The 16,259-nt window shown below is 70.3% G+C and carries 13 protein-coding genes and 1 pseudogene; 4 read left to right on the plus strand and 10 right to left on the minus strand.

Annotated elements, in window-relative coordinates; all coding sequences use genetic code 11:
- Positions 1-31 precede the first annotated feature (31 nt).
- Complete coding sequence (locus BFN33_RS45920) at positions 32-1,414, plus strand: hypothetical protein (protein WP_069766186.1); 1,383 nt, start codon at positions 32-34, stop codon at positions 1,412-1,414.
- Between the two features lie 88 nt (positions 1,415-1,502).
- Here BFN33_RS45920 and BFN33_RS45925 read toward each other — a convergent pair whose 3' ends face one another.
- Both BFN33_RS45925 and BFN33_RS45930 read right to left on the minus strand, forming a co-directional pair.
- Entirely contained in the window at positions 1,503-2,285 is a 783-nt protein-coding gene (locus BFN33_RS45925) for a trypsin-like serine protease (RefSeq protein WP_069766187.1), read from the minus strand.
- A gap of 736 nt (positions 2,286-3,021) precedes the next feature.
- Positions 3,022-3,576: a YceI family protein gene (locus BFN33_RS45930; protein WP_069766188.1), complete on the minus strand. Its 555-nt coding sequence runs from the start codon at positions 3,574-3,576 to the stop codon at positions 3,022-3,024.
- A 134-nt stretch (positions 3,577-3,710) separates the two neighbouring features.
- Between BFN33_RS45930 and BFN33_RS45935 the strand changes: the two genes are divergently transcribed.
- The 3 genes from BFN33_RS45935 to BFN33_RS45945 all read left to right on the plus strand — a co-directional run bounded on the left by BFN33_RS45935 (position 3,711) and on the right by BFN33_RS45945 (position 8,058).
- The gene (locus BFN33_RS45935; RefSeq protein WP_069766189.1) at positions 3,711-6,050 is read left to right on the plus strand and encodes a polysaccharide lyase 8 family protein; all 2,340 of its coding nucleotides are present in this window, start codon (positions 3,711-3,713) and stop codon (positions 6,048-6,050) included.
- Positions 6,051-6,201: 151 nt separating this feature from the next.
- Positions 6,202-7,809: an acyl-CoA carboxylase subunit beta gene (locus BFN33_RS45940; protein WP_069766190.1), complete on the plus strand. Its 1,608-nt coding sequence runs from the start codon at positions 6,202-6,204 to the stop codon at positions 7,807-7,809.
- Between the two features lie 57 nt (positions 7,810-7,866).
- On the plus strand, positions 7,867-8,058 hold the full coding sequence (locus BFN33_RS45945; protein WP_069766191.1) for an acyl-CoA carboxylase subunit epsilon: 192 nt from the start codon (positions 7,867-7,869) through the stop codon (positions 8,056-8,058).
- A 151-nt stretch (positions 8,059-8,209) separates the two neighbouring features.
- On the opposite strand, the gene BFN33_RS45950 is transcribed toward BFN33_RS45945, so the two are convergent.
- The 8 genes and pseudogenes from BFN33_RS45950 to BFN33_RS45985 all read right to left on the minus strand — a co-directional run.
- On the minus strand, positions 8,210-8,791 hold the full coding sequence (locus tag BFN33_RS45950) for an ATP/GTP-binding protein (protein WP_009314218.1): 582 nt from the start codon (positions 8,789-8,791) through the stop codon (positions 8,210-8,212).
- Complete coding sequence (locus BFN33_RS45955) at positions 8,772-9,362, minus strand: DUF742 domain-containing protein (protein ID WP_069766192.1); 591 nt, start codon at positions 9,360-9,362, stop codon at positions 8,772-8,774. Before BFN33_RS45955 ends, BFN33_RS45950 begins: the two co-directional genes overlap by 20 nt.
- Positions 9,363-9,463: 101 nt before the next feature.
- Complete coding sequence (locus BFN33_RS45960) at positions 9,464-9,877, minus strand: roadblock/LC7 domain-containing protein (protein WP_007384910.1); 414 nt, start codon at positions 9,875-9,877, stop codon at positions 9,464-9,466.
- Between the two features lie 10 nt (positions 9,878-9,887).
- Positions 9,888-13,175, minus strand: a complete 3,288-nt coding sequence (locus tag BFN33_RS45965; RefSeq protein WP_069766193.1) for a nitrate- and nitrite sensing domain-containing protein — start codon at positions 13,173-13,175, stop codon at positions 9,888-9,890.
- Between the two features lie 400 nt (positions 13,176-13,575).
- Positions 13,576-14,151 (minus strand): ATP/GTP-binding protein, encoded by a 576-nt coding sequence (locus tag BFN33_RS45970; RefSeq protein ID WP_037744164.1) that lies wholly within the window; start codon positions 14,149-14,151, stop codon positions 13,576-13,578.
- Complete coding sequence (locus tag BFN33_RS45975) at positions 14,132-14,530, minus strand: DUF742 domain-containing protein (protein WP_003973454.1); 399 nt, start codon at positions 14,528-14,530, stop codon at positions 14,132-14,134. Before BFN33_RS45975 ends, BFN33_RS45970 begins: the two co-directional genes overlap by 20 nt.
- Positions 14,531-14,640: 110 nt before the next feature.
- On the minus strand, positions 14,641-15,054 hold the full coding sequence (locus tag BFN33_RS45980; RefSeq protein WP_003993189.1) for a roadblock/LC7 domain-containing protein: 414 nt from the start codon (positions 15,052-15,054) through the stop codon (positions 14,641-14,643).
- A gap of 9 nt (positions 15,055-15,063) precedes the next feature.
- A pseudogene (locus BFN33_RS45985) lies at positions 15,064-16,259 on the minus strand (hypothetical protein); the annotation flags it as partial.

The following is a 16,259-nucleotide window of genomic DNA, read 5'->3' on the forward strand; positions in this document are numbered from 1 at the left end:
GGTTCCGGGAGGCTTCGGGTAGCGTCGAGGTATGAAGGCCAGCGCGCAGGCCGTCGTACGGACCCGAAGCCTTTTGGGGCTGCTTCTCGCCCTGGCGGTCGCGGCCCTGGTCGTCGGGTCGACGGGTGCCCCGACCGCCACCGCCTCGACGTCCGACACGAGTGTCTCGGCCATCGGCCAGGCCCTCCGCAAGAGCCCCGTCTACGTCGATCCGGCCGCCGCGGCCCAGCTGTCCGCCAAGGACGCGGACGCCCTGGCGGACCGGATCACGAAGGCGGACAAGCCGCTGTTCGTCGCGGTGCTGCCCGCCGACTACCCGAAGCAGGACCTCTTCACGAAGCTGCGCACCGCGACCGGCATCACCGGCCTGTACGCGGTCCGCCTGGGCGACGCCTTCGACGCCCGCGCCGACGCCTCGGTCCTGCCGCGCGCGGCCGTACGGAACCTGGTGACGACCGTCGAGGGCGAGGACACCCGCGCCCAGCTGACCGACTTCACCGCCGCGGCGGTCACCAACATGGGCGGCTCGGCCCCGTCGACCTGGGGGATCTCCGACGACGGCGGCGGGGTCTCGAGCACGTCACTGATCACGGTCGGCGCGGTGCTCGTGGCCGCTGGGGCGGGCGCGTACACGCTGGTGCGGCGCAACCGGCGCCGGCACGCGGAGGAGCAGCGGGCCGCGCTCGAGAAGCTGCGGGTGGTGGTGGACGAGGACATCACGGCGTTCGGCGAGGAACTGGACCGGCTGGACTTCCATCCGGCCGAGGCGGGCGCCGACGACGCGATGCGCGCGGACTACGAGCGGGCCCTGGACGCGTACGAGCAGGCGAAGTCGTTCATGGGGGCGGCCACGAGACCCGAGGACGTGCGTGCGGTCACCCGGGCCCTGGAGGACGGCCGCTTCTCGCTGGCCCAGCTCGCGGCGCGCCGCGAGGGCCGGGAGCTTCCCGAGCGCCGGGTCCCCTGCTTCTTCGACCCCCGCCACGGTCCCTCCGTCACGGACGCCACCTGGACGCCGCCGGGCGGGGCCCCGCGCGAGGTCCCGGTCTGCGCCGCGGACGCCACCCGCCTGGCCGACGGCCGGGACCCGGTGATGCGCGAGGTCGACACCGACCGGGGCCGCCGCCCCTACTGGGACGCGGGCCCCGCCTACGGCCCCTGGGCAGGCGGTTACTTCGGCGGCGGTCTCCTCCCCGGCCTGCTGGTCGGCACGGTCCTCGGCAGCATGATGGCCACTCCCGCCTACGCGGCCGACTACGGCTCCGGGTACGGCGATTTCGGCGGCTACGAGGGCGGCGACCTCTCCGGCTCGGACTTCAGCTCCGGGGACTTCGGCGACTTCGGCGGCGGTGGCGATTTCGGAGGTGGAGGGGACTTCGGTGGTGGCGGGGACTTCGGGGGAGGGGGGTTCTGAGTGAGGTCCCACCATCAGGGCCGGCGCGCGCGAGAACCGCGGGTCCGATGACCACGCACCGGACTCGCGGCACCCCACCCGCCTCACCTCACAGCGACGCGGCCGCCGAAGCGATCGCCGAGGCAAACGTCGACACCTCGGTGTAGACCCCGGGCGCGTTCGCCCGGGCGCACCCTATGCCCCAGCTCACGATGCCCACCTGGACCCAGGCGTTCGCCGAGTCCCGCCGGAACATGGGCCCACCGGAGTCCCCCTGGCAGGTGTCGACCCCGCCGGCGGCGAACCCCGCGCAGATCTCCTCGTTCGCGATGAGCCCGCTGTAGCCGCTGTATCCCCGGCAGGTGGCGTCGCTCACGAACGGCACGGTGGCCTTCAGCAGATACCGCTGCTGAGCCCCGCCCTCGGTGGCCGCACCCCACCCCGCGACCGTGAACGTCCCGGTGTTGTACTGCGTCGTCGTCGCGATCTTCAGCGTAGGAAGGTTGATCGGCGCGGCGAGCTTGATGAGCGCCCAGTCCTTGCCGTCCCCGTTGTACCCGGGCGCCCGGTACACGTACGTCGACTTGACCTGCACCCGACCGCTGCTGGACTGGAGGTCCACGGTCCCGGCGGTGGCGGTGATGCCGGTGTTGGCTCCGGTGCCGTTCACACAGTGCGCGGCGGTGAGCACGATCTGCTGGGTGTACAGCGCCCCGCCGCACCCCATGGACAGGCGCACCATGAACGGGAACTCGCCCTGCGCGGCGCGGCTGCCGCCGACGACGGGCGAGGGTGCGGCCTGCGCGGCCGACACGGGCTGGAGGCCGGCGATCGCGAGCGCGACGGCTCCGACCGCCAGACATCTCTTGAGGGCCGTGAGGAGTTTCTTCAAGGGGAGTCCTCTTCCAGACAGGAGTGACTTTGACGAGTACATGCCAAGTTTGGGCATCAAAGAAACACCCAAGTTCTGGCATGGGCAGGTCAAATCCGTTGCTGGATTATGGGAATCCCGTGAACTCGTCCACAAGGGGTGCGATTCAGCCACGGCCCTGAAGGACGTGTGACGTGTGAGGGCGTACCGCTCCCCGGCGGCGACGGCCCGTCGAGCACGGCGGACGGCTGACTCGGGTGCAACCCGAGCCGCCACAACGCCTCAGCCGCCGCCTCCACGGTGAACCACCCACGCCACCGCCCGTCGTCCCCGCGACCGCACGCGAGACCGAACCGCACCTCGCGCGCCACGACGAAGGGCATCCAGTCGATCCCGTGGTCCCGCAGTCAGGCCCGCACGGCGGCCGGGGGAGTCGGGCGGCCGTCGACGTTCTCGTACGAGGCGACGGTGATCCAGTCGGGGGCGTTGGTCATACGGTCCAAGATGCGGGAGTGCGACCCCGCAGCGCGCGCCGGTCGAGCGGTACGGCCGCCGGCAGCCACTGCGACCGGCCCGCACTCGCCCACACCGGCGAGCGGTGCCCGCCCCGGAGTCGAACGTCGCGCCGCGGGTCCGAGGACCGTACGCGGCGCCGACGTCGAAGGCCGCGAGGGCGAAGCCGCCGGCCAGGTCTGGAGCGCCTGGTCGTCGACCTCCGCAAGCACCTGGCGTCCCAACGGCTCCCCCTGTGACGGGGTCAGGCGTTCTTGATCGCGGAGATGTCGAAGGTCAGCTTGATCTTCTCGGAGACCAGGACGCCGCCCGTCTCCAGGGCCGCGTTCCAGGTCAGGCCCCAGTCGGAGCGCTTGATCTCCGCCTTGCCCTCGAAGCCCACGCGCTCGTTCCCCATGGGGTCCTTCGCGGCGCCGTTGAACTCGAGGTCGATGGTGACCGGCTTGGTGGTGCCGAGGATCGTCAGGTCGCCGGTGATGCGGTAGTCCTCGTCGCCGAGCGCTTCCGCCTTGGTGGAGCGGAAGGTCATCGTCGGGAACTCCTCGATCTTGAAGAAGTCCGCGCTCTTGAGGTGTCCGTCACGGTCCGCCGACCCGGTGTTGATGCTGTCCATCTTGACGTCGATGGAGGCCGTCGACGCGGACGGGTCGCTGCCGTCCAGGTGCAGCGAGCCGCTGAACTCGTCGAACGCGCCCTTGACGTTGGTGACCATGGCGTGCCGGACGGTGAAGCCGATCGTGGAGTGGGCGGGGTCGATCGTGTAGTCGCCGGTCAGTGCGGTCAGGTCGGTGTTCGCCATGACAGAGCTCCTTGAAGTGAGGATGTTGAACGTTGAACCACTCAACGCGAACGACCGTAGACCTATTCCATACAGGTTTCAACGTCATCCGCGAAGTGTTGGCCTGATCGTCCCGCGGTGGTAGATGCCCCGGTATGAACCCGCAGCGCAGAGCCCTCGTGCGACCCACCCGAAGAGCCGTCTTACGTGCGGCGGCGCTCCTGGCCACCGCCATCGCCACCGCCTCCCCGCCCGCCCGCGCCACGGCCGCAGCCGACCCCTACGACACCCTCCGCCGACGCTGGCTCGACATTGCCCTCGGCACCGGCTACGACCCGGCGGCGCAGCCGTACGCCGCCCGGCTCGCCGAGACCGGCGAACTCGCCCGCGGCTTCCGCGCCACCATGGCCCCGACCTCCACCTCCCTCTGGCCGGGCCAGCCCTACGACCCCCCGGCCGGCATCACCCGGAGCTACAGCCGCCTGTGGACCATGACCCGGGCCTATGTCCAGCCGGGCACCGGCTCCACCGGCGACGAGACCCTCCTCGCGGACGTCCTGCGCGGCCTCGACCACCTCTCCGCCACCGTCTACAACCCCTCCACCGCCCGCTACGGCAACTGGTGGGAATGGCAGATCGGCAGCCCCCGCCTCCTCATGGACACCACGGCCGCCCTGTACGACCACCTCACGGAAGCCCAGAAGGCCGCGGCCTGTGCCGCAGTCGACCACTTCATCCCCGACGCGATGCTCACCGACTACTCGGGCACCTCCACCGGGGCCAACCGCGTCGACCTGTGCCGCTCCGTCGCCCTGCGCGGCATCTTCGGCAGCGCCCCCGGCAAGATCGCCCTCGCCCGCGACGCCCTCTCGCCGGTCTTCCCGTATGTCACGAAGGGCGACGGCCTCTACGCCGACGGCTCCTTCGTCCAGCACACCTGGGTCGCCTACTCCGGCACCTACGGCCAGGTCCTGCTCGACGGCCTCGGACGCCTTTTCGCCCTCCTCGCCGGGTCCGAGTGGGAGGTGACCGACCCGCACCGGCAGACCGTCCTCGACAGCGTCGAGCACGCCTACGCCCCGCTGATCCACGATGGGCTGGTGATGGACAGCGTCAACGGCCGTGCCATCAGCCGCGGTCACCTCAAGGGCGACGACCGCCACGTCCTGCGCGGCGACCACTTCCACGGCCAGGGAATCATCGCCGCCATCGCGCTGCTGGCGGGCGGGGCGAGCGAGCAGGAGCGGTCTCGCTGGCACGGCCTGGTGAAAGGCTGGATCGAACGGGACACCGTCACACGCATCCTGACGGCACCCCAGTTCGACGTGGCCGACCTCGCCCGGCTGCACGCGGTGGCCGCGTCACCCGTCCCCGCCGCCCCCGAACCCGTCGGGCACACGCTCTTCGCCGCCATGGACAGGGCCGTCCACCGCCGCCCCGGATTCGTCGCGAACATCGCCATGGCGAGCGACCGCATCGCCGCCTACGAGTGCGGCAACGGCGAGAACCCGCGCGGCTGGCACACCGGCGCCGGGATGCTCTCCTGGTGGGCCGCCGACTCGGGTCAGTGCACCGACTGGTACTGGCCCACCGTCGACTGGTACCGCCTTCCCGGCACGACCGTCTCCACGAAGCGCCTTCCCGACCGGGCCGGCGGCGAGTGGGGCGAGCCCAAGCCGGACGTCCGCTGGGTCGGCGGCACGACCGACGGCGAGTACGCGGCGATCGGCCAGCACCTGAAAGGGCTGGAGTCGACCCTTCAGGCCCGCAAGTCGTGGTTCTGCGTCGCGGACGCGGTGATCTGCCTCGGCACGGGCATCACCTGCACCGACGGCGTCCCCGTCGAGACCGTCGTCGACAACCGCAACCTGGGGGAGGGCGGGACGCAGTCGTTCGTACGGGGACGGGGCTGGGCGCATCTGGAGGGACACGGAGGCTGGCTCGTCCCCGGCGACCTGCGCGCCCTGCGCGAGGACCGCACCGGCGCCTGGTCCGACATCAACACCTCCAGCACCACCGAACGGCGCACCCGGCGCTGGCAGGCCCTCTGGCTCGACCACGGCACCGACCCCGTGGACGCCTCGTACGCCTATGTCCTGATGCCCGGGGCCTCCCGTCACGCCGTCGCCGCCCGCGCCGCCGACCGCCACTGGCTGTCGGTCCTCGCCAACGACAGCGTGTGCCAGGCGGTCCGCGTCGACCGCCTGGGCCTGACCGCCGCGAACTTCTGGCGGGCCGGCACCGCGGGTCCGCTCACCGCGTCGGCCGGGGCGAGCGTGCTGGTCCGCCTGAGGGGTCGTACCGCTACTCTCTCCGTGGCCGAGCCACCCCGTTCGGGCGAACCGCTGGAGATCATCTGGAACCGTCCCGTGCGCTCGGTCGTACGCGCCGACGACACGGTCGACATCCGCGCCACGGGCCGCCTGCTGCACCTGCGCGTCACCCCGGGGAGGGCATGCGCCACGCATGAGTGTGAGGTGGCTCTCACACCCTGACTTTGTCCGACCCCTACAAGGGGCAGGCCCCCTGAGCAGTCAGAACGCCTGCATGCTTCCAGAGTTCTGTTCAGTGGCACCAGGAAAACGGGCCGGAGACTGTGAGGAGTCGACGGCTCGCATTCCTCGCGGGTCTTCGTAAGGTCGCTACATGACCGTTTTGGATGAGGCGCCGGGTGAGACGAAGGGTGAGCCGACGGGCGAGCCGACGGACGCGCGCGGGCGGGTGGCCGAACTGCACGGGATCCGTGCCGCGGCTTTGGCCGGTCCCAGCGAGAAGGCGACCGAGGCGCAGCACGCCAAGGGCAAGCTGACCGCGCGGGAGCGCATCGAGCTGCTCCTCGACGCGGGTTCCTTCCAGGAGGTCGAGCAGCTGCGCCGGCACCGGGCGACCGGGTTCGGCCTGGAGGCCAAGAAGCCGTACACCGACGGTGTCATCACCGGCTGGGGCACGGTGGAGGGCCGTACTGTCTTCGTCTACGCCCACGACTTCCGCATCTTCGGCGGCGCGCTGGGCGAGGCCCACGCCACCAAGATCCACAAGATCATGGACATGGCCATCGCGGCGGGCGCGCCGCTGGTCTCCCTGAACGACGGCGCGGGCGCCCGTATCCAGGAGGGCGTCTCCGCCCTCGCCGGCTACGGCGGCATCTTCCAGCGCAACACCAAGGCATCGGGCGTCATCCCGCAGATCAGCGTCATGCTCGGCCCGTGCGCCGGCGGCGCGGCCTACAGCCCCGCACTGACGGACTTCGTCTTCATGGTCCGCGAGACGTCCCAGATGTTCATCACCGGACCGGACGTCGTCAAGGCGGTCACCGGCGAGGAGATCACCCAGAACGGCCTCGGCGGCGCGGACGTGCACGCCGAGACGTCCGGTGTCTGCCACTTCGCCTACGACGACGAGGAGACGTGCCTCGCCGAGGTGCGCTACCTGCTGTCGATGCTCCCGCAGAACAACCGGGAGAACCCGCCGCGGGTGGAGTCCGGCGACGCGGCGGACCGGCGCGGCGACGTGCTGCTCGACCTGGTCCCGGCGGACGGCAACCGGCCGTACGACATGACCAAGGTCATCGAGGAGATCGTCGACGACGGCGACTACCTGGAGGTCCACGAGCGCTGGGCCCGCAACATCATCTGCGCGCTGGCCCGGCTGGACGGCCAGGTCGTCGGCATCGTGGCCAATCAGCCCTCCACACTCGCCGGTGTCCTGGACATCGAGGCATCGGAAAAAGCTGCACGCTTTGTCCAGATGTGTGACGCTTTTAACATCCCGATCGTCACTTTCCTGGACGTCCCCGGGTTCCTCCCGGGCGTCGACCAGGAGCACGGCGGAATCATCCGCCACGGCGCCAAGCTGCTGTACGCGTACTGCAACGCCACCGTGCCGAGGATCTCCCTGATCCTTCGCAAGGCGTACGGCGGGGCCTACATCGTCATGGACAGCCAGTCCATCGGCGCGGACCTCACCTACGCCTGGCCGACGAACGAGATCGCGGTGATGGGTGCCGAAGGTGCCGCCAACGTCATCTTCAGGCGTCAGATCGCCGAGGCCGAGGACCCCGAGGCCATGCGGGCCCGCATGGTCAAGGAGTACAAGTCCGAGCTGATGCACCCGTACTACGCGGCGGAGCGCGGCCTGGTGGACGACGTGATCGACCCGGCGGAAACCCGCGAGGTGCTGATCCGGTCCCTGGCGATGCTCCAGTCGAAGCACGCCGACCTGCCCTCCCGTAAGCACGGCAACCCTCCGCAGTAACCCCGCGGACCCTCCGCGCCACCCTCGCGGAAACCTCTCTCACGGAGACTGTGACCTATGAGCACCCCTGACATCCGCGTCGAGAAGGGCCACGCCGAGCCCGAGGAAGTCGCCGCGATCACGGCGATCCTCCTGGCTCGCGCGGCGGCAGCCCCGTCGTCCACCCCGACCCACCGCGTCCGCCCCAAGGCCGGCTGGCGCCGCCTGGAGCGCGAGGGCGGCTTCCGAGCCCCGCACAGCTGGCACTGAGCGCTCGTACGACGCCTGAGGGCCCCCTCTCGAAGGAGAGGGGGCCCTCAGGCTTTTTCAGGGGCGCGGGGAACTGCGCGACAAGCCACTGGGCTGCCGCAGACGGCACACAACCGTCCGAGGCAGCCCAGTAGCCGCTAGAACCGCATACCTACCGCAGACGAGCCATCAAGGCGTGCTCGACCAACGTGATGAGCGCAGACTTCGCATCGGCCCGGTGCCGCGCATCCGTCGTGATGATCGGAGTGTCCGGCCCGATCTGCAGAGCCTCCCGCACCTCGTCCGGGTTGTACGGCTGCTGGCCGTCGAACCCGTTGAGTGCGATCACGAAGGGAAGACCCGAGTTCTCGAAGTAGTCGACAGCCGGGAAACAGTCGGCAAGGCGCCTCGTGTCCACGAGGACGATCGCGCCGATGGCGCCGCGGACCAGGTCGTCCCACATGAACCAGAAGCGGTCCTGACCGGGCGTACCGAAGAGGTACAGGATCAGGTCCTGGTCGAGCGTGATGCGGCCGAAGTCCATGGCGACCGTGGTGGTCGTCTTGTCCCCGGTGTGGGTGAGGTCGTCGATGCCCGCCGACGCGGATGTCATCACGGCCTCGGTGCGCAGCGGGTTGATCTCCGAAACGGCCCCGACGAACGTGGTCTTGCCCACGCCGAAGCCACCCGCCACCACGATCTTCGCCGAGGTGGTGGAGCGGGAAGGACCGCCGCTAGAGCTTGCGAAGTCCACTGAGCACCCTTTCGAGCAGTGTCACGTCTGGCTGGCCGCCGGCGTTCTCGTCGCCGCCGGGCTGATGGATGGCGACCAGGCCCGCCTCCGCCAAGTCGGCGACGAGGATCCTGGCCACGCCGAGGGGGATGGTCAGCAACGCCGAGATCTCGGCGACCGACTTGATCTCTCGGCAGAGGTTGCAGATCCGCTGATGCTCGGGCAACTGGCCCTGCATCTGGTGCGGCTGCGCGGTGGTGTGCACCAGCGCCTCGATGGCGAGCTGGTAGCGCGGGCGGGTACGGCCGCCCGTCATGGCGTACGGGCGCACCAGGGGATTGCTGGCGCCTCCCGCGGGTGAAGGCTCAGGGGTGCGTCGCTGCGGCTGCACGGGCTGGATGCGCGGGGCGGGCGGCTGGTCGTACGGCGACGGCCCGGGACCCTGCGGGACCTGGGGGGCGTACGGCTGCTGACGCCGCTGGCTGGGTGCGGAGGGGAAGTTGTAGCGGTTCGGGTTCTGGGAACCGTCGTTCTGACCCTGGCCAGGGCCGTACGACCAATTGCCAGATGAACCACCTGGGGGTGTTGCCACTTTCTCTCCTCCTCCGACTGTGCCGGGGCACCCATCACGCTGTGTGGAGCCGCGTCCCGAAACCTTACGGCCCCGGGACGCCAAAACGCACCGTCTGTCTGTCAGTTGAGCAAGCTGCCCTGGAGCTCCGCACGCAGATCGGGCGTCAGGACCGAGCCGGCTCGGTCCACCAGAAGGGCCATCTCGTACCCAATGAGGCCGATGTCCGCCTCGGGGTGCGCGAGGACCGCGAGCGAGGAACCGTCGGATACGGACATGATGAACAGGAATCCCCGCTCCATCTCCACAACCGTCTGATTCACGGCGCCGCCCTCGAAGATGCGCGAGGCACCCGCGGTCAGCGAGGTCAGACCGGAGGCGACGGCCGCAAGCTGGTCGGCTCGGTCGCGCGGAAAGCCTTCGGACATCGCCAGAAGGAGTCCGTCGGCGGAGACCACCACGGTGTGGGACACCCCCGGGGTGTTGTCCACGAAGTTGGTGATCAACCAGTTCAGGTTCTGCGCCGCCTGGCTCATCGGGCTCACACTAACGCTCCTGGTTGTAGGTGCTGTCAGAACCGAAGCCCTGACCGTTCGTTTCACTGCCGGCGTTGCGGCCCCGCTGGACACCGCGACGCAGATTGCTCAACCTGCCCCGGACGTCCTCGGGAGCGCGGGAGACCGATGGGCCCCCCTGGGGGGTGGATTCGGCGGCTCCCTCGACCAGGTTGGCCTTGGGCACCCGCCGCGGCAGACCGGAGGAGGTGACCCCGCCCGCCTTGGGCTTCCGGAGCTGGGAGGCCTGCTGCCACCGCGCGTCGTTGGCCGAGCGCCAGGATTCGCCGCCGCCGTTGCTCTCCGGCGCGGAGGCCGGCGGCTCCTGGGTCGCGTGCCGCGTGCCGTTCGAGCCGTTGGCGCCGCTCCCGGGGGAGCCACGGCGGGGGAGCCCGGCGTCGGTCAGCTCGTGACCCACGGTGGCGGGGGCCGGCCCCGGACGTTCGAAGCCTACGCGGTCGCGCTCACTCACGTCAGCGGCCTGCACAGATTCCGCTTCCGGAGCGTACTGGTCCGGGTAGCCGTTCTGGTAACTCTCCGGCTGCGGCCAGTCATCCTGGTAGCGGCGCTCCTCGAATCCCGAGAAGGTCTCCGGCGCGGCCGCGTGCACCGGCGCGGGCTCCTCCTGGACCGGCTCCGTATAGGAGGGTTCCGGGTAGCCGCCGCCGGGGGAGAAGGTGTCGCTCTGCGGCAGGCCGCCGTTCTGCGCGAAGTACGGCTCGTCGTACGCCGGGCGCTTGGGCTCCTCGTACGCCGTCTGCCGCTGCTCCTCGTACGGCGCCTGCTGCGCCTCCTCGTACGACGTCTGCTGGTCGTACGCGGCGGGCTGCTGCTCCGGGAAGCCGCTCCGGCCGTTGTCGTAACCGGTCTGCGGGGCGCTCTGGGGAGCGTCGAACGCGTCGGTGTACGACGGGTTCGGACCCTGCAGAGCGGCCGGCTCGCCGCCGTTCTGGGACTCCAGGGCCGCGCGGCGCTCCTCGCGCATCAGGGAGCGGCCGACCGGGTCCAGCTCGCGTATGTCGTCCGGGACCTCGGAGTAGCGGCTGTCGTCGAAGCCGAGCTCCGCGGCCGTACGCATCGGCAGGCCGTTGTTGAAGTTCTCGCCGCCGTAGTTCTGCTCCGGGATGATCTGCGAGACCGTGAACTCGTCACGGTCCGGCTGGTGCTCGCCACCGCCGCCGTGGGTGATCGCGTCCGGCAGCATGACCAGCGAGGTGGTGCCGGCCTGCTCCCCGGAGGGGCGCAGCTGGACCCGGATGCCGTGCCGGTCGGACAGCCGGCCGACCACGAACAGGCCCATGCGCTGGGAGATCGCGGCGTCCACGGTCGGCGGGTTGGCCAGCTTGTGGTTGATGTCCGCGAAGTCCTCGGCGGTGAGGCCGATGCCCTTGTCGTGGATCTCGATCATGATGCGGCCGTCGGGCAGCCGGGTCGCGGTGACGCGGACCTTGGTCTGCGGCGACGAGAACGTGGTGGCGTTCTCCAGCAGCTCGGCGAGCAGGTGCACGAGGTCGGTGACCGCGCGGCCGTGGATCTCGGCCTCCGGGACGCCGGACAGCTCGACACGCTCGTACTGCTCCACCTCGGAGGAGGCGGCACGCAGCACGTCGACCAGCGGGACCGGCTGGTCCCAGCGGCGGCCGGGCTCCTCGCCGGCGAGGACCAGGAGGTTCTCGCCGTTGCGGCGCATACGGGTCGCGAGGTGGTCCAGGCGGAAGAGGTTCTCCAGCTGGTCCGGGTCGGCCTCGTTGTTCTCCAGGTCGGTGATCAGGGTCAGCTGGCCCTCGATCAGCGACTGGTTGCGCCGGGACAGGTTGGTGAAGATCGCGTTGATGTTGCCCCGCAGCAGGGCCTGCTCGGAGGCGAGTCGTACGGCCTCGCGGTGGACCTGGTCGAAGGCGCGGGCGACCTCGCCGATCTCGTCCTTGGTGTTGATCGGGATCGGCGCGACCCGGGTGTCGACGCGGCCGGGGTCGGTGCGCGAGAGCTGGTCGACCAGCATCGGCAGACGCTGCTCGGCGATGCCGAAGGCGGCGTTGCGCAGCTGGCGCATCGAGCGGGACATCTGGCGGGCGACCGCGCCGGCCAGGATGAACGCGAGGAGCAGGGCGACCACGACGGCGGCACCCACGATGAACGCGTCGCGTTTGGCCGTGTCGGCGATGCTCGCGGCCTCGTCCACCGCGGTGTCGGCCAGGTCGGTCTCGATCTGACGGTAGGCGTTGTACTTGAGGGTGTTGACCGCCCACCAGTTCTCCGCGGTGATGCCGTCCTTGCCGAGCGCCTCACGGGCGCTCTGGTCCATCGACGGCAGCTGGGCGAGGCTGGAGACCATGTCCACGGGGTTGGACGGCGGCGGGACGTAGTTCGGGTTCTTGGCCGCGGCTTCCTTCGCGAGCGCCGCGCCCTCGGCCTGGATCTGCTTCTTCGCGGTGTCGAGCTTCGCCGCGTCGGCCTCGGTGCCACCGCCGACATACTCCTCGACGGCGATGCCCTCCAGGTACGCGTACGAGGAGAGGGCGACCTTCTGGCTGGCGAAGCTGCTCAGCCCGGGGCCGGGCTTGATCAGCAGGTGCATGCCGATGGAGCGCTGCAGCGACAGGGCCGCCTTGGTGAGCTCGATGGCGTAGACGGTACGGCCGTAGCTCGTGATGTTGCCGGTGCCCAGGCCGAGCTCGTTGGCGAACTCGGTGAGCGGGTGCGCGATCTGCGTGTAGCCCTCTTCGGTCTTCACGCCGGTGAGCTTGGAGGAGGTGTAGGCGCCGGCGCGCAACGTCTGGAGCCCGCCCTCGCCGTCCCGGAACAGCGTGAGGCGGCGCTCGAGGCCCGCCTTCTGCGGCATGTTCTGGGCGGCCTCGTCGAAGGCGTCCGCGGCCTCGTCGGTCTTCTTGCGGGCGGCGACGACCGTGGCGTTGTCCTGGCCCTGCCCGCTCAGCAGCGGGGCGGCGGTGCTGTCGCGCTCCTGATAGAGGGCGTCGGCGTAGCTGAGGGAGGCCCGCACCAGACGCGCGGTGTTCTCCGCGTCCTCGGCCTCGCGCCAGGTGTCGATCGAGCTCTTGACCTGGAAGCCGCCCATGACGAGGCCGACGATCACGGGTATGAGCAGGATCGCGTTCAGCCGGGTGGGCACCCGCCAGTTGCGCGGGGAGAACCGGCCACCGCTGGACGACGGCGCGGCCGTCGAGTCCGGACCGGGCACAGGGGCGGGCGCCGCTCCGCGCGGCGGCGGGGTGAAGTTGCCCCGGGCCGACGGCTCGGGACCGTTCTTGCTTCGCCTCACTCGACCAACAACCTCTCGGAGGGGTCGGCACCTACGTTGTGCCGCAGTCTCTCAGAGCCCAGTGTCATCGACTGATGAGTACGTCTTTGACTATTGGGCAGTTCACGCATTCCAGCACGACGGCCTCCGCACCACCAAACAGTGGTACGCACGGATTCCGCGCGATGTAAGCCCTAGATAAAACGGTCATAAAGAGCGAGCCCCGTCAAAAGACGGGGCCGTTGTGAGCGCAGCGAGACCGGTTGGCAACCACGCGTGGCCATACCACCCGATTCCTCTGCCGAAACGTTATGAACGCCGGGGCCGACCGTGTCAAAGACCACAGCCGGCTCCGGGACATCTACGACAACTGCCGTATGACGCTTTTGATTTGAGCGCTGGTCGACATGTCTTCGGGGCGTTACCGCAGACGTGCCATGAGGGCGTGCTCGACCAGCGTGATCAGGGCACTCTTCGCGTCCGACCGGTGCCGGGCGTCCGTCGTGATGATCGGTGCGTCCGGCCCGATCTGCAGGGCCTCGCGCACCTCCTCGGGAGCGTACGGCTGGTGCCCGTCGAAGCCGTTGAGGGCCACGACGAAGGGCAGACCGCTGTTCTCGAAGTAGTCGACCGCGGGGAAGCAGTCGGCCAGACGCCGGGTGTCGACCAGCACCACCGCGCCGATGGCGCCGCGGACCAGGTCGTCCCACATGAACCAGAAGCGGTCCTGACCGGGCGTACCGAAGAGGTACAGGATCAGGTCCTGGTCGAGCGTGATGCGGCCGAAGTCCATGGCGACCGTGGTGGTCGTCTTGTCCCCGGTGTGGGTGAGGTCGTCGATGCCCGCCGACGCGGATGTCATCACGGCCTCGGTGCGCAGCGGGTTGATCTCGGAGACGGCACCCACGAACGTGGTCTTGCCGACGCCGAAGCCACCCGCCACCACGATCTTCGCGGAGGTGGTCGCCCGCCCTCCGTCAGAGCTTGCGAAGTCCACTGAGCACCCTTTCGAGCAGCGTCACATCGGGAGCGCCGCCGTTGTTCTCGTCGCCGCCCGGCTGGTGGATGGCCACCAGTCCGGCCTCGGCGAGGTCCGCGACGAGGATCCTGGCCACCCCGAGCGGCATGGCGAGCAGCGCCGAGACCTCGGCGACCGACTTCACCTCACGGCACAGGTGGCAGATGCGCTGGTGCTCGGGGAGGAGCCCCATCAGCGCCGCCGGATCGGCCGTGGTGCTGATCAGAGCCTCGATGGCGAGCTGGTAGCGCGGCCGGGTCCGGCCGCCGGTCATCGCGTACGGACGTACCAGCGGCTGGTCGCCCTCATCCTCGTACGGCTCCGCGTACGGATCATGAGAGGCGGTGGGCGGGGTCATGAATCCTCCGGGCGGGACAGCAAGTCGGTAGGGCAAGCCGTCTGAAGAGGCCGGTGGGGGGATTGTGGCGGCCGGACGGTGATTTGGTGAGACGGGTGGATCCGGGCGGGTCAGTGGAGCAGACTGCCTTGAAGCTCGGCTCGCAGGTCGGGCGTGAGCACGGCGCCCGCGCGGTCGACGAGCAGTGCCATCTCGTATCCGACGAGGCCGATGTCGCATTCCGGGTGGGCGAGGACGGCGAGCGAGGAACCGTCCGAGACGGACATGAGGAAGAGGAATCCCCGTTCCATCTCCACGACGGTCTGGGCCACGCTGCCGCCCTCGAAGATCCGTGAGGCACCCGCCGTGAGCGAGGTCAGCCCCGAAGCGACGGCCGCCAGCTGATCGGCACGGTCGCGCGGGAAGCCCTCGGACATCGCCAGAAGGAGGCCGTCGGCGGACACGACGACGGTGTGGGACACCCCTGGGGTGTTGTCCACGAAGTTGGTGATCAACCAGTTGAGGTTCTGTGCCGCCTGGCTCATCGGGCTCAACTAACGCTCCTGCTGGTGAGTGGGGTTCGGGAAGCTGCCCGTCTGGCCGTTGCCGCCGACCTGACGACCTTGCGCGATACCCCGACGGAGATTGGTCAGCCGGCCGCGCACGTCGTCAGGCGCACGCGAGACAGCCGGACCGCTTTGGTGCTGTTGCTGCTGAGCTGTACCCGGGACGAGGTTCGCCCTGGGCACCCGGCGCGGCAGACCGGAGGTGGTGACACCGCCCGCGGCCGGCTGGCGGACACGCTCCGCCTGCCGGACGAGGTCGTCGTTGGGCGAACTGCGCCAGGCCGCGGAAGCCGCGGGCCGTTGCGGAGCGCCGGCAGAACTCTGTGGGGCCGCGGGAGCCTGCTGCCGCGGGGCCTGAGCCGGGGAGGAGCCGTTGCCGTTGGCCGGCTGCGCCTGTCCCTGCTGCTGGCTGCCGTGGAACCAGTTGGTCTCCAGCGTGTCGTACAGCGGCGTCCGGCCGTCACCGGGACCCGCCGGCGGCAGCGCCTCCGGCTCCTGGCGGACCGGCCGCTGCTGCGGACGCGGCGGCATGGGCGGCCGCGGGGCGCCGAAGTCGGCGCCGTTGGCCTGGGGTCGCTCGAACTGGCCGGTGGACGAGGGGTCCTGACGGCCCGGCAGGGAGTGCTGCCCGGTGGAGCTGCCGTCATAGCCCGGCATCGCGAACTGGCCCGTCGAGCCGCTGTCGTACGCCTGCGGACTCGTGAACTGCCCGGTCTGGGAACCGCTGTTCGGCGCGGGCGGAGTACCGAAGATGTCCGAGCGGACGAACTGGCCCGTGTTCTGGGGGTCGTTCGTGACGGGGCGGGGGAACTCGCCGGTGTCCTGGGGGCCGTTGGAGCCCGGCCGCGGGAACTGGCCGGTGTTCTGCGGGCCGACTCCACCCGGACGGGGGAAGTCGCCCTGCGGACCGTTCGCACCCGGCCTCGGGAACTGGCCGGTGTTCTGCGGCGCGTCGAAGTCCGGCCGCGGGAACTCGGAGGTGCTCGCCGGACCCCGGTGGTCGTCGATCCGCGGCATGCGCGACGTGGCGGCCGGGTCCTGCTCGTCGTGGCCGCGCGGGACGTCGAGCGAGGCGCGCGGCACCGGCGGCTGCGCGTTCTCGTCGCTCCAGCTCGGCGTGCGGGGCTGCTGGTTGCCGCCCGGCAGCTCGGCCCGCGGACCACCGCGGCCCGGCAGCTGCGGCC

The sequence above is a fragment of the Streptomyces sp. LUP47B genome (assembly GCF_001746295.1).
Lineage (GTDB): Bacteria > Actinomycetota > Actinomycetes > Streptomycetales > Streptomycetaceae > Streptomyces.

Bases quoted from the DNA above. Each gene is read 5' to 3' on its own strand.
- BFN33_RS45920 (WP_069766186.1), top strand. From the start codon at position 32: ATGAAGGCCAGCGCGCAGGCCGTCGTACGGACCCGAAGCCTTTTGGGG.
- BFN33_RS45930 (WP_069766188.1), bottom strand. From the start codon at position 3,576: ATGGCGAACACCGACCTGACCGCACTGACCGGCGACTACACGATCGAC.
- BFN33_RS45935 (WP_069766189.1), top strand. From the start codon at position 3,711: ATGAACCCGCAGCGCAGAGCCCTCGTGCGACCCACCCGAAGAGCCGTC.
- BFN33_RS45940 (WP_069766190.1), top strand. From the start codon at position 6,202: ATGACCGTTTTGGATGAGGCGCCGGGTGAGACGAAGGGTGAGCCGACG.
- BFN33_RS45945 (WP_069766191.1), top strand. From the start codon at position 7,867: ATGAGCACCCCTGACATCCGCGTCGAGAAGGGCCACGCCGAGCCCGAG.
- BFN33_RS45960 (WP_007384910.1), bottom strand. From the start codon at position 9,877: ATGAGCCAGGCGGCGCAGAACCTGAACTGGTTGATCACCAACTTCGTG.
- BFN33_RS45975 (WP_003973454.1), bottom strand. From the start codon at position 14,530: ATGACCCCGCCCACCGCCTCTCATGATCCGTACGCGGAGCCGTACGAG.
- BFN33_RS45980 (WP_003993189.1), bottom strand. From the start codon at position 15,054: ATGAGCCAGGCGGCACAGAACCTCAACTGGTTGATCACCAACTTCGTG.